A 12,419-nucleotide genomic window follows, 5' to 3' on the forward strand; every position below is an offset into this window, starting at 1 on the left:
TAAAGGTCGGGGGCCGGTAGGTTCGGTCGATTCAGGTCAGTTCGCGCGAGGTGTCCTTGAGCGCGACGCCCGAGCGGCCGAGCTGTCGTGCGCCCGCCACCAGCGACGTCGTCACCCGCGCCGCGTGCTCGTAGCCCATTCCACCGGGCGGGTGGATGTTGGAGATGCAATTCCGCTCGGAATCGTTGCGGCCCGGTTCGGGGCGATGCGTCAGGTAGATGCCGAGGCTGTCGGCCACCGACAGTCCGGGCCGTTCGCCGATGATCACGATCAGCGTTCCCACCCCCTGCGCGGCACCCACGTGATCACCGAGGGCCACCCGCGCCTGGGTCGCGATCACCGGGCGCGCCATCGTGAACGTGGACAGCGATTCCGTCAGCGCGGCCAGGAGTCCGGCGCCGTGATCCATCAGCGCGCGCGGGGACAACCCGTCGCACAGCACGATGCCGATGTCCTTCTCCTCCCGCTCGACGCCGGACAGGTCGGCCGGCTCCCGGCCGAGATCCGGACGGCGCAGGTACTCGCTGCGAGTCTCGGCACGGCTGGACACCACGATCGGGTCACCGATCCCCACGGCCGCGATGTCCGCGCCGAACGCCTCGACGTCGAGGGCGGTGTGGACCGCGTCGCGCGCGGCCGCGTGCGCCGCCCGGAACTCGAGGACTCGGTGCGTCGGCAACGCGTCGCCGGCGCGACCGAGACCGATGCGGGCCTGGGTCGTGAGCCGGAGGTCGGACCAGAAATCCGGGGCGGTCATCTGCTCGCCGCCAGGGCCCGCAGAGGCGAGGACGCCGCGTCGACGGGAAGCACCCGCCCCGCGTCGTCGGTCATGCCGAGTCGATGCATCCAGGCCTCGAACTCGGGAGCGGGCTTGAGCCCCAACACCTGTCGCACGTAGAGCGCGTCGTGGAAGGACAGGCTCTGGTAGCCGAGCATGATGTCGTCCGCACCCGGCACCGCGATGACGAAGGCCGCGCCCGCCGCCCCCAGCAGGGTGAGCAGCGTGTCCATGTCGTCCTGATCGGCTTCGGCGTGATTGGTGTAGCAGACGTCGACGCCCATGGGCAGGCCGAGCAGCTTGCCGCAGAAGTGGTCCTCGAGTCCGGCGCGGATGATCTGCTTGCCGTCGTACAGGTACTCGGGTCCGATGAAACCCACCACGGTGTTGATCAGCAGCGGATCGAGCGCGCGGGCGAGGCCGTAGGCGCGGGTCTCGAGCGTCTGCTGGTCCACCGGTCTGCCACCGGTGCCGAAGTGCGAGTTGGCCGACAGGGCCGAGCCCTGCCCCGTTTCGAGGTACATCACGTTGTCACCGACGGTGCCGCGCCGCAACGACTTTCCCGCCTCGTTCGCCTCGAGCAGCATCGGGACGGTCACGCCGAAACTCGAGTTCGCCCCCTCGGTGCCCGCGATGGACTGGAAGACCAGATCGACGGGCACCCCCTTCTCGATGAGTTCCACCGTGGTGGTGACGTGGGAGAGGACGCACGACTGCACCGGGATCTCGAACCGTTGCCTGATCTCGTCGAGCAGATGCAGCAGATCCGCTGTGGCCGAGGGGGAATCGGTGGCGGGGTTGATCCCGATGACCGCGTCGCCCGACCCCATCAGCAGCCCGTCGAGGGTGGCGGCGGCGATGCCGTGGGGATCGTCCGTGGGGTGATTGGGCTGCAGGCGCGTCGCCATCGTTCCGGGCAGTCCGATGGTGGTGCGGAACGCGGAGACGACGGTGGTCGCCTTGGCCACCGCGATCAGGTCCTGATTGCGCATGATCTTGCTGGTCGCGGCGACCATCTCCGGAGTCAGGCCGGGCGCGACGGCGCGGAGGGTCTCGGCGCTGGTCGACTCGGCCGCCGTGGTGAGCAGCCAGTCCCGGAGACCGCCGACGGTGAGGTGCTTCACGGCGGCGAAGGCCGACGTGTCGTGTCGGTCGAGGATGATCCGGGTGACCTCGTCGGTCTCGTACGGCACCACCTGCTCGTCGAGGAACGTCTGCAACGGCAGGTCTGCGAGAGCCCACGCCGCGGCGGCCCGCTCGGCGTCCGACGACGCCGCGCACCCGGCCAGCTGATCGCCGGACCGGGGCGGGGTCGCCTTCGCCATCAACTCGACCAGCCCGTCGAACGTGTAGGTGCTGCCGCCGAGGGTGTGACGGTAGGTCGTCATCGCACGTCGTCCTCCGCCGCGGCGAGAGCGGCGAATTCCTCGTCGGGCGAATTCGCCACCAGACGGTGGCGGCTGTAGAAGCCGAAGTACGCCATGAAGAGGGCGAAGACCACCAGGCACCACAGCGCCGCGGTGCTGTCCACGAGGAAGGTCGCGATGACGGCGAGGGCCGCGACGACCAGCGCGAATCCCGTGGTGGCCGTGCCGCCCGGGGTGCGGTACGGCCGCGGCATGTCCGGCTCGTTCCGGCGGAGCACGATGTGGCTCACCATCATCAGAACGTAGCTCAGCGCGGCGCCGAACACGGCCATGTTCAGCAACATCGAACCCTGGCCCGTGAACGTCAGCGCGAAACCGATGACGCCCGGAACGACGAGCGCCAACGTCGGCGCCTTGCGGGAGTTGACCACCGACATGGACTTCGGCAGATAACCGGCGCGGCTCAGCGCGAACAGCTGCCGCGAGTAGGCGTACATGATGGAGAAGAAGCTCGCGATCAGGCCGGCGAGACCGATGTAGTTGACCACCGTCGCCGCACCGCTGTCGCCGAGTGCCTCGACCAGCGGGTTGCCGGAGTCCTGCATGGCCTGCGCGCCGCCCGCTCCCGTCACCAGGAAGATCATCGCGGTCGCGGTGACCAGCAGGATCGCCATCGCGGCGATGATGCCGCGCGGAACGTTGCGCGCCGGATCCTTCGCCTCCTCCGCAGCCAGGGGAACCCCCTCGATGGCGAGGAAGAACCAGATGGCGAACGGCACGGCCGCCCAGATGCCGAGGTAGCCCATCGGCAGGAACTCCGATGCGCCCGCGGCGTCGGTGGGGGCGATGTCGGTGAGGTTGGACGCGTCGAACCGGAATGCGGCGGCGATCGCGAAGATCACCAGGCCCACCAGCGCGACCGCGGTGATCACGAACATGACCTTCAGCGCCTCCCCGACGCCCGCGAGGTGCACGCCGATGAAGATCGCGTAGACGGCGAGGTAGACCCACCATCCGTCGGTGATGCCGAAGAGACCGAGCGATTCGACGTACGCGCCGATGAAGGTGGCGATCGCGGCGGGGGCGATGGCGTACTCGATGAGAATGGCCGTCCCGGTGGCGAATCCGCCCCACGGGCCCATTGCCCGGCGCGCGAAGGTGTAGCCGCCGCCCGCGGCGGGCAGGGCCGACGACATCTCCGCCATGCCCAGCACCATCGCCAGGTACATGCCCGCGATGACAATGGCCGCGATCAGCAGCCCGCCGAAACCGCCCTGTTCGAGGCCGAAGTTCCACCCCGAGTAGTCACCCGAGATGACGTAGCTGACGCCGAGTCCGGCGAGCAGCACCCACCCGGCCGTTCCGGTCTTCAGAGTGCGTTTGGCCAGGTAGTCGGAGCCCTCGGTGCGGGCGCCGGTATCTCGGGGTTCTTTCACGGCCATGGGTGAGCCTCTCGTGGGCAGGTGCGGCGGTGCACGGGTGGTGCATCGGTGAGGAGACGGTAGGACTCGTGTGTTGCTCGGGTGTTGCTTCCGTGTGTCTCGCGAAATCCGGTGAGGATTTGTTCGCTCAGCGACGTTTTTCGCACCGGATTTCGGCGCGGGGAACCGTCCTCGGCTCTTCGGCGTCCTTCGACGCATGATCGGCGATGTTCTCTCGACGCAGGACGGTGTGATCACGGGCGCGCAGGCGGCTGCGTGCGGTCTGTCGCGCCAGACCCTCGACCGCCGGGTCCGCTCGGGCGCGTGGGAGCGCCGGGCCCCGAACGTCTACTTCGTCGCCGACCGCGAGTTCACCGATCGCGCCCGGGTGCGCTGTGCGGTGTGGGGTTCGGGTACGGGCGCGGCGGCCGCCGGTCTTACCGCGGCGTTCTGGCTGGGGATCGAACCGGATCTGCCGGAGATCCTCGACGTCACCACCCCGCGGACCGGACGCTCGCACGCACTGAGCGGCACCCGGTTGCGCCGCCGGGATCTCGCGTTCTCCGACGTCATCGTGCGGGAGGGTGTGCGCGTCACGGCGGTACCGCTCACCGTTCTGGAAGCCGCGGCCGACTCCGCCGGTGGCGCCCGCATCATGGATCGAGCTCTCGCTCGTCACACGAGTATCGGCGCGCTGCGCGCTGCGCACGCCCGCAACACCGGTCGACGCGGTGCCGCGGTGGCGGAGCGCATGCTGCGCGCGGCGGAAGGTGGGGCGCGATCCGAGGCCGAGCGATTGTTCGTGCGGCTGCTCGAAGCAGCCGGCATCACCGGATGGATCGCGAATTTTCGCCACGGCCGATACGTCATCGATTTCGCGTTCCCGGCGGCGCGGCTGGCGGTGGAGATCGACGGTTGGGCGTTCCACTCCGATGTCACCGCCTTTCAGCGTGACCGGCATCGACAGAACGACCTGAGCAGGGACTGGACCGTTCTGCGGTACACGTGGGCCGATCTCGTCGAGCGCCCACAGTGGGTGATCGAAGAAATCCGGTGCAGAATCGCTCGCTGAGCGAATGAATCTGCACCGGATTTCGGTTCGTGGGGCGCTCAGCCCCGCAGCATCGACGGCACCGGACAGGCGTCCACCGCTTCCGCGACCACGAGAGCCTCGGTCGGCACCTTCGGTCGCTCCCCCGCCTCCCACTGGGCACCGGTCAGCGGCGGATCGGCCTCGAGCTGCGCGTTCTCCTCCTCGGTGAACGCGCGACCGCGGCTGAGGAACCGCAGCCCCTCCGGCGTCTCGAGGGAGAAACCGCTGCCCCGGCCGGGGACAACGTCGAGGACCATCTGCGTGTGCTTCCATGCCTGGAACTGCGAGCCGGAGATCCAGACGCACACCGAATCGGCACCCTCGGGGGGATCCGCCGGCACCTCGTCGACCCCGACCCGCAGATCGAGGACCCCGAGCAACACGTCCCGGTCGCCGACGATGAATTCGCCTGCGGGGTAACACATCGGGGAGGAGCCGTCGCAACACCCGCCGGACTGATGCATCATCAGCGCCCCGTGGAGACCACCGAGGCGACGGAGGAGCTCCATCGCCCCGGCGGTGGCTTTGAGGCGCGGGGGCGTCGCCGCCCGAGCGGACACCATCAGAAGAAGCCCTGCGCCTTCGAGGCGTAGCTGACGAGCAGGTTCTTGGTCTGCTGGTAGTGATCGAGCATCATCTTGTGGTTCTCCCGGCCGATGCCCGACTGCTTGTAGCCGCCGAACGCCGCGTGCGCCGGGTACTGGTGGTACGTGTTGGTCCACACGCGTCCGGCCTGGATGTCGCGGCCCGCGCGGTAGGCCACGCCACCGTCCCGCGACCAGACGCCGGCGCCGAGGCCGTACAGCGTGTCGTTGGCGATCTCGATGGCATTGGCGTAGTCGGTGAACGACGTGACCGAGACGACCGGTCCGAAGATCTCCTCCTGGAAGATGCGCATGTTGTTCTTGCCGGTGAAGATGGTCGGCTGGACGTAGTAGCCACCGTTGAGGTCGCCACCGAGCTCGGCGCGCTCACCACCGGTGACCACCTGGGCGCCCTCGCCCTTGCCGATCTCGATGTACGAGAGGATCTTCTCGAGCTGGTCGTTGGACGCCTGGGCGCCGATCATCGTCTCGGTGTCCAGCGGATCACCCTGACGCACGGCCTTGGTGCGGATGGCCGCGAGCGCGAGGAACTCGTCGTAGATGTCCTGCTGGATCAGCGAACGCGACGGGCAGGTGCAGACCTCGCCCTGGTTCAGCGCGAACATCGTGAAGCCCTCGAGGGCCTTGTCCTGGTAGTCGTCGTTCTGGCTCAGCACGTCGGAGAAGAAGATGTTGGGGCTCTTACCGCCGAGCTCGAGCGTCACCGGAATCAGGTTCTGGGACGCGTACTGCATGATCAGGCGGCCCGTGGTGGTCTCGCCGGTGAACGCGATCTTCTTGATGCGCGGGCTCGACGCGAGGGGCTTGCCCGCCTCGGTGCCGAACCCGTTGACGATGTTCAGCACGCCGGGAGGCAGCAGGTCGCCGATGATCGAGATCAGGAACATGATCGACGCGGGCGTCTGCTCGGCCGGCTTGAGGACGACGGCGTTGCCGGCGGCGAGGGCGGGCGCGAGCTTCCACACGGCCATGAGAATGGGGAAGTTCCACGGGATGATCTGGCCGACGACGCCGAGGGGCTCGTGGAAGTGGTACGCGACGGTGTCGCTGTCGATCTCCGACAGCGAACCCTCCTGCGCCCGAATGCATCCCGCGAAGTAACGGAAGTGGTCGACGGCGAGCGGGATGTCCGCGTTCAGCGTCTCGCGGATCGGCTTGCCGTTGTCCCAGGACTCGGCGAGCGCGATGGCTTCGAGGTTCTCGGCGATGCGATCGGCGATCTTGTTGAGGATCACGGCGCGCTCGGCCGGGGAGGTCTTGCCCCACGCGGGGGCGGCCTTGTGCGCGGCGTCGAGGGCGAGCTCGATGTCCTCGGACGTGGAGCGGGCGATCTCGCAGAAGTTCTGGCCGGTGACGGGGGTGGGATTCTCGAAGTACTGGCCCTTGACGGGGGCGACCCACTCGTTGCCGATCCAGTTGTCGTAGCGAGACTCGAACGACATGGCGGCGTCGGCGGTTCCCGGGCGAGTGAAGACGGTCATGGCTGTGTGCTCCTTCGAACGGTGCGTGCACACCCCGCGTGCGCGGGGTTCGTGGCATAGCCCTCGCTGTCGCGGGGGCTGTGATTCAGGACACTAGTTCGACGACGGTTGCAACAGGGTTGCGCGCGAGGAGACCTACCGACCGAGCAGCTGCAAGCGGGCTTCGACCTGGGAATACAGCGGTGAATCCGGGTCCAGCGATGAGAGGTAGGCGGTCCATGCCGCCGCGTCCTCGCGTCCGTGCACGGACGCGGTCCAACGGGCCAGCAGCACGGGGTCGCCGGCACGAAGCAGCGCGGCCTGGACCCGCACCCTCAACTCCTCGCGAATCGCCTCGATGCCCGGTGCGAACGACGCCGGCAACACCGTTCCCGAGTACAGCCGCAGGGCGGCCGGGGCGTCGCCGCGGTCGAGGGCGCCGCGCACGTCGTCGACATCGGAGCCCAGGCGAGCGAGCAGCCGGTACGGACGCGAGGCGAGCCCGTCCGCACCGAAGACCTTCCGCAGCCGCGACATCTCGGCACGGACGGTGACCGAATCGAGCTCGTTCTCGTCGAGGAGTACGGCGAGCCGGTCGGAGCTCAGCCCTTCCGGGTGGGCCCCGAGGAGGAGCAGGATCTCGGCGTGCCGGCCCGACAGCGCAATGCGCTCGGGACCACGCACCAACGCCGGCCGACCGGATCCCAGGACCTCGAGCCGCGGTGCGGCGTCGATACCCGCGTTCGGAGACTGCAGAAGATGCAGTCGCAGTTCGGATTCCGCCGCGGCGACGGTGGCGCGCACCAACGAGAGCACCTCCGGCACCGCGACGCGCGGTCCGCCCGTGATGTCGATGGCGCCGAGGATGCGGCCGGTGATCGGGTGGTGCACCGGCGCGGCGGAGCAACTCCACTCCTGCACGGGCCGCGAGAAGTGCTCCGCCGCGAAGATCTGGACGCAGTGATCGAGGGCGAGCGCGGTGCCGGGCGCATTGGTTCCCATGCGCTCCTCGCTCCAATCGGCGCCCTCGGCGAAGTTCATGGTGCGCGCGCGATCCTTCGCGGCGGAGTCGCCCTCGACCCACAGCAGCCGGCCCGACGCATCGGTGATAGCGACGAGCAGACCGGTCTCCGCGGCGTCCTCGACCAGCAGCTTGCGCACCACCGGGCGGATGATGGACATCGGGTGATCGGCGCGGTGGCGGGCGAGGTCGTCGTCGGTGAGCGAACTGTCCGCAGAACGGTCGGGATCCACCCCGTTCTCACGGCTGCGCAACCAGGAGTCGAGGACGACGGAGCGCACCGGGGTGTCCACGTCGTCCGGGCGACGCAGCGTGCGGGTGTGGTCGAGGAAGGTCTGGTGGGCGCGCGACACACTCCGGGCGAGCGTGTCGACGTCGTCCCCGTGGCGCACCGCGACCCAGGGGTTGACCGTCACGTCCGACACCGACGTAGTTGCACTTGGCTCACCAGCGACTTTCTGCACAGGGGGCGTTGCGTCCACTGTAACTCAGGTCACAACCACCCGGCCACGACCGTCACGGCACGAGCAGGGTCGACGCGCGCAGCGCCGCCATCACCACGGTCGCGTGCGGGCCACGGGTGGGCGGCGCCGGAAACATCGAGGAGTCGATCACCGTGAGGGCCGTCGTTCCGCGGACCTCGCATCGGGAATCGACCACCGCGCCGTCGTCCTCCCCCATCCGGGCCGTGCCGGTCAGGTGCACCGACGTACCGAGTCGGTCCGCCAGGGGTGCGGGCGCACCGACGTCGCGCACCACGTCCGCCATGGCCGACGACGCGAGCAGACTGCGGGCGATCTCGACGCCGTCCTCGAGGGCGCGGCGATCGGCGGCCGTCCGCAGATAGCCGTACTCCAATCGTGGCGCCGCGAACGGATCCGCGGACACGAGCGAGAGGCGACCGCGCGCCTCGGGAGTCAGGTGCGCGACGCCCACGACGGGATCGACGGGGCTCAGGCCGGCGATCACTCGATCGAACGATGTTGCGTAGGGGCGTAATTCGACGGAATCGGTGTGCAGGACCGACTGCAGGACCGGCCCGGGCTCCGCCGACCCACGACGCCGGTAGGGCACCGCCACCTCCGGGTGGTCGGCGAACCCGCGGCCCACGCCCGGGGCGCAGGTCCGGACCTCGATTCCGTTGGCGCGCAGCATCTCCGGATCGCCCACCCCGGAATGCAGAAGGACGGTCGCCGTTCGAACGGCGCCGGCCGCGAGCACCACCCGGTCCGCGTGCACCTCGAAATCACCGTCGGCGCCGCGTCCGGCCACCCCCACCGCCCGTTCTCTTGCGAAGAGCACCCGCGCCACCGACGCGCCCCCGCACACGGTCACCGCGGAACGAACCGGTTCGAGGAACGCCGCCGCGGTACCCACCCGAATGCCGCCGCGGATGTTGGTCGGAACGGCGCCGAACCCGGTCCCCGCGTCGGCCGCGTTCAGGTCCGGGACACGGCGGTACCCGGCGTCGGAGCACGCGGCCTCGAAGGCACGCGCGAGGGGCGAGGCGGCGGCGCGGGAGACCGGCATCGGGCCGGAGCCCCCGTGGTCGGCGGTCGCGCCGAAGTCCAGGTCCGTTTCGCTGCGACGGAAGAACTCCCGCACGGTGGGCCACGACCAGTGGTCCTGCGGCCAGGCGTCGAAATCGGCGGGCGGGGAACGAACGAAGTACGCCCCGTTGACCGATCCGGATCCGCCGAGAACGCGGCCGCGGCCGACCCACGCGTCGACACCGGGGGCGAGGTGCACCGCCAGCGCGTCGACGTACTCGGATCCGGGGCCGACGGGCAGCGTGGTGGGATCGAGGAGAGCGTCGGGCCAGGAGGCGCCCGCGCCGAAGATCGGGCCGGCCTCGAGCAGGATCACGCTCGCTCCCGCGGCGGCGAACGTGGCCGCGGCGACGCACCCGGCGCTGCCCGCGCCGACGATCACCACATCCGCCGACGCGTCTCGCACCTCGGGTCAGGCGCCGATCCGGGGAAGGAGCGCCCGGTGGTCTCGGCCTCCGACGGCGCCCACCCACAATCCGGTGCCGTACGCCAGATCGTCCATCCGCTTGTAGGCCGCGTACCGCACCGGGCCGAGACCACCGGGTTCGCGGTGCTCGTACCAGTCCCGGACTCCCTCGGCGACCGCCATAGCGACCGCCAGCCGCCGGATGCGGCGGGAGAGGATCACCGCGGCCACCGTCACCGGCCAGTAGTGCCGGACCGCGGCCGACGCCAACTGCCAACCGCCACCGACGAATCCGCGGGCCGCGAGCACCGCGGCCAGACGCGTCGGGTGGTCCAGATCGGTGAAGAGCCTGCGTAGCCGCGCCACGGTCACCCCGAGCGTGATGAGAGCGCCGAGCAGTCCGACGCGCGTTCCCGACGCGGCGAGGAGGAGGGCGACGAGCGTCGACTTCGACATGGACACCGGCGGCACCTTGCCCTGGTGACGGGCGGCGAGCGCGGTCGCCCCGGTTCCGTAGAACAGCTTGCGCGCGAACCACTTCCGGATGTCTACGCGGTGATCGTGGGCGACGTGCGCCACCGGCTCGTACCGCAGCCGCCAGCCGGCGTCCTGGAGTCGCCAACACAGGTCGACGTCCTCGGCGACGTGCATGGACTCGTCGAACCCGCGACATTCCGTCAACGCCCGGCGACGGGCGACCAGTGCCGCACTGGGGACGTAGGAGACCGGTCCGCCCGCGGTCACCGGGCCTTCGCGCCGACCGAGGTCGAGGGACGAGCGAGCGTTCTCGTAGCGGGCGAGCGCGCTGCCCTCCGGCTCGAGTGCGACGATGCGCGGGGCGACGAGGCCCACCGACGGATCGGCGAAGTGGCTCAGGACCACCTCGAGCCACCCCTTGCGAGGCACGACGTCGGAATCGAGGAACGCGACGAAGTCGGTGGTCGCGGCGGCCAGACCGGTGTTGCGCGCGGCCGCCGGGCCGCGGGAGCTCTCGTGCCGCACGAGGGTGACCGTGGGGGCCGCGCAACCGTCGAGCTGGAAGTCGGTGGGTGGCGCGACCGGAACGGCGGAACCGTCGTCGACGATCACCACACGCAGCCCCCGGAGAGCGCGCAGCAGGCGCAGCAATCCGTCGGGGTTGTCGCGGACCGGAACGACGACCGTGACGTCGGCCGCGGACGGAGTCGACATGGGCCGAGGGTTGGCGATGCCGGAATCGAGAAGGCGGCGGGCGACGACCGCGCTGTCCGGGTCGCACACCCGGAGAAAGCCGTCCCCGATCATGGCCGCCGCCTGAGGAGCCAGCGTCACCATCCGGGTCGGGGACCCACCGATGAGCACGCGACCACCGGACAGATACTTGACGCGAGGGTCGATGCGTACCCCGAAGCCATCGGGTAACCGACCATCGTGCATCGGGCCATCGTAGGCAACCCGATCGAGATTTGTCATAGGTCGGTCCGTTTTCGTCCGACCGCGCACGTCATTGCAGCAGTGCCCGTGAATCCGGCGTCCATCGATCGACCGACGCCGCGAATCTCGCCCGCAGGTCGTCGAGCATTCGGGTCCCCTCGGCGGCGTCGGCCCCGCTCGGATCACCCAGAACACCGGTCGGTGAGACGCCCGCCACTCCCTCGACTCTCAAGCGAGACATGAGGTTCGCGACGGGTTCGGTATTTCCGGCCACCGCCCTGCCGAGATCGACGACGGTCGGATCGAGCGCGAGCAGCATCGACGTCTCTGCCCGACCGGCATGGGCGTCGGCGCCCGAAACCGCGCACGGAAACCAGGCGACGTCCCGCCCCTCGTATCGCAGCAGGGTCGCGGCGTCGACGAGGGCCAGAGCGTTCCCACCGTGACCGTTCACGAACACGACGCGACCCGCCCAGCGGCACACGGACCGCCCGTACTCCACGAGCACCGTCGTCAACGCCTCCCGGCCGATCGAGACGGTGCCCGGAAACCCTTCGTGTTCGCCGCTCGCGCCGTACGAGATCGCCGGAGCCACGACTCCACTCGGGACGGCGTCGGCCACCGCGACGGCGATCCGGGTGTCGGTGTCCAGCGGAAGATGCGGTCCGTGTTGCTCGAGGGCCCCCACCGGGACCGCGACGAGGCCGCCGCCGGGCACGTCCGGCCACCGGGCGTGCGCCAGGCGGCTCGGGTCGGTGCGGCTCATCCGGGTCCGTCGCGGCGACCCCGCGGTGATTCGAGCGTTTTCGACATCCGGACGGCCTCCTCCGAATAACCGAGTGATTCGTACAGGCCTCGCGCCGCCGTGTTGAACCCGAACACGTTGAGCCCCAGAGTCAGTCCGCCGAATCCGCGGACCAGGTCCTCGGCGAGCACCATGCCGGCCCGGCCCAGCCCGCGGCCGCGGAACTTCTCGGCGATCTCGATGTTCCACACCCACCAGTGGTCCGTCCGCCCGATTCCGCGGGGCCCCACCCAGACCGAGCCGACGATGTCCTCACCGTGCACGACGTCGTGGACCGAATGATGCGGGGCCGGCTCGCCGTGCGGGAACCAGGCGGAGAAGATCCGCTCCGCCTCGTCCGTCGCACGTTCGAGCGAGTCGCCGATCCGCATCCGGTCGGCGCGGTAATCGCTCTTGCTCACCTCGATCCATGCGGGCAGGCGAGCCGGATCCATGGGGACGAGCCGGACGGTGGGCGAGTCCTGGCGGGTCATGCCCACCATGGTCTCGCATGCCGCCAC

The 12,419-nt window shown here is 69.8% G+C and carries 11 protein-coding genes; 1 reads left to right on the plus strand and 10 read right to left on the minus strand.

Features of this window, described 5'->3' with window-relative positions; translation table 11 throughout:
- Positions 1-31: 31 nt before the first annotated feature.
- The 3 genes from eutC to eat are packed head-to-tail and all read right to left on the minus strand — an operon-like array spanning position 32 to position 3,587.
- Positions 32-757 carry an ethanolamine ammonia-lyase subunit EutC gene (gene eutC, locus ACY466_RS17185; RefSeq protein ID WP_463246879.1) on the minus strand — a complete coding sequence of 242 codons (726 nt, stop codon included), beginning with the start codon at positions 755-757 and terminating at the stop codon, positions 32-34.
- A complete protein-coding gene (locus ACY466_RS17190) occupies positions 754-2,166 on the minus strand; it encodes an ethanolamine ammonia-lyase subunit EutB (protein ID WP_463246881.1) in 1,413 nt (470 codons plus the stop codon). The genes eutC and ACY466_RS17190 overlap by 4 nt, the downstream gene beginning before the upstream one ends.
- On the minus strand, positions 2,163-3,587 hold the full coding sequence (eat, locus tag ACY466_RS17195) for an ethanolamine permease (protein WP_463246883.1): 1,425 nt from the start codon (positions 3,585-3,587) through the stop codon (positions 2,163-2,165). The genes ACY466_RS17190 and eat overlap by 4 nt, the downstream gene beginning before the upstream one ends.
- 196 nt (positions 3,588-3,783) lie before the next feature.
- Here eat and ACY466_RS17200 point away from each other — a divergent pair, with 196 nt between their 5' ends.
- A complete protein-coding gene (locus tag ACY466_RS17200; protein WP_463246886.1) occupies positions 3,784-4,638 on the plus strand; it encodes a type IV toxin-antitoxin system AbiEi family antitoxin domain-containing protein in 855 nt (284 codons plus the stop codon).
- Between the two features lie 38 nt (positions 4,639-4,676).
- Here the strand turns inward: ACY466_RS17200 and ACY466_RS17205 are convergent, their stop codons facing one another.
- The 7 genes from ACY466_RS17205 to ACY466_RS17235 all read right to left on the minus strand — a co-directional run bounded on the left by ACY466_RS17205 (position 4,677) and on the right by ACY466_RS17235 (position 12,392).
- Positions 4,677-5,222: a DUF779 domain-containing protein gene (locus ACY466_RS17205; protein ID WP_463246888.1), complete on the minus strand. Its 546-nt coding sequence runs from the start codon at positions 5,220-5,222 to the stop codon at positions 4,677-4,679.
- Positions 5,222-6,745, minus strand: a complete 1,524-nt coding sequence (adh, locus tag ACY466_RS17210) for an aldehyde dehydrogenase (RefSeq protein ID WP_463246891.1) — start codon at positions 6,743-6,745, stop codon at positions 5,222-5,224. The genes ACY466_RS17205 and adh overlap by 1 nt, the downstream gene beginning before the upstream one ends.
- Positions 6,746-6,880: 135 nt before the next feature.
- Positions 6,881-8,161, minus strand: coding sequence for a sigma-54-dependent transcriptional regulator family protein (locus ACY466_RS17215; protein ID WP_463246893.1), 1,281 nt, complete (start codon positions 8,159-8,161; stop codon positions 6,881-6,883).
- A gap of 100 nt (positions 8,162-8,261) precedes the next feature.
- On the minus strand, positions 8,262-9,701 hold the full coding sequence (mftG, locus tag ACY466_RS17220; RefSeq protein WP_463246897.1) for a mycofactocin dehydrogenase MftG: 1,440 nt from the start codon (positions 9,699-9,701) through the stop codon (positions 8,262-8,264).
- 6 nt (positions 9,702-9,707) lie between these two features.
- Complete coding sequence (gene mftF / locus ACY466_RS17225) at positions 9,708-11,117, minus strand: mycofactocin biosynthesis glycosyltransferase MftF (RefSeq protein WP_463246900.1); 1,410 nt, start codon at positions 11,115-11,117, stop codon at positions 9,708-9,710.
- 67 nt (positions 11,118-11,184) lie between these two features.
- Complete coding sequence (mftE, locus tag ACY466_RS17230; protein WP_463246902.1) at positions 11,185-11,880, minus strand: mycofactocin biosynthesis peptidyl-dipeptidase MftE; 696 nt, start codon at positions 11,878-11,880, stop codon at positions 11,185-11,187.
- Positions 11,877-12,392, minus strand: a complete 516-nt coding sequence (locus tag ACY466_RS17235) for a GNAT family N-acetyltransferase (RefSeq protein WP_463246904.1) — start codon at positions 12,390-12,392, stop codon at positions 11,877-11,879. Before ACY466_RS17235 ends, mftE begins: the two co-directional genes overlap by 4 nt.
- Positions 12,393-12,419 lie beyond the last annotated feature (27 nt).

It is taken from the genome of Rhodococcus sp. K11/5 (assembly GCF_055193735.1).

What these genes read in the sequence shown, in the direction of transcription:
- eutC (WP_463246879.1), bottom strand. Translation starts at nt 757, where the DNA reads ATGACCGCCCCGGATTTCTGGTCCGACCTCCGGCTCACGACCCAGGCC.
- ACY466_RS17190 (WP_463246881.1), bottom strand. Translation starts at nt 2,166, where the DNA reads ATGACGACCTACCGTCACACCCTCGGCGGCAGCACCTACACGTTCGAC.
- eat (WP_463246883.1), bottom strand. Translation starts at nt 3,587, where the DNA reads ATGGCCGTGAAAGAACCCCGAGATACCGGCGCCCGCACCGAGGGCTCC.
- ACY466_RS17200 (WP_463246886.1), top strand. Translation starts at nt 3,784, where the DNA reads ATGATCGGCGATGTTCTCTCGACGCAGGACGGTGTGATCACGGGCGCG.
- ACY466_RS17205 (WP_463246888.1), bottom strand. Translation starts at nt 5,222, where the DNA reads ATGGTGTCCGCTCGGGCGGCGACGCCCCCGCGCCTCAAAGCCACCGCC.
- adh (WP_463246891.1), bottom strand. Translation starts at nt 6,745, where the DNA reads ATGACCGTCTTCACTCGCCCGGGAACCGCCGACGCCGCCATGTCGTTC.
- mftF (WP_463246900.1), bottom strand. Translation starts at nt 11,117, where the DNA reads ATGCACGATGGTCGGTTACCCGATGGCTTCGGGGTACGCATCGACCCT.
- mftE (WP_463246902.1), bottom strand. Translation starts at nt 11,880, where the DNA reads ATGAGCCGCACCGACCCGAGCCGCCTGGCGCACGCCCGGTGGCCGGAC.
- ACY466_RS17235 (WP_463246904.1), bottom strand. Translation starts at nt 12,392, where the DNA reads ATGACCCGCCAGGACTCGCCCACCGTCCGGCTCGTCCCCATGGATCCG.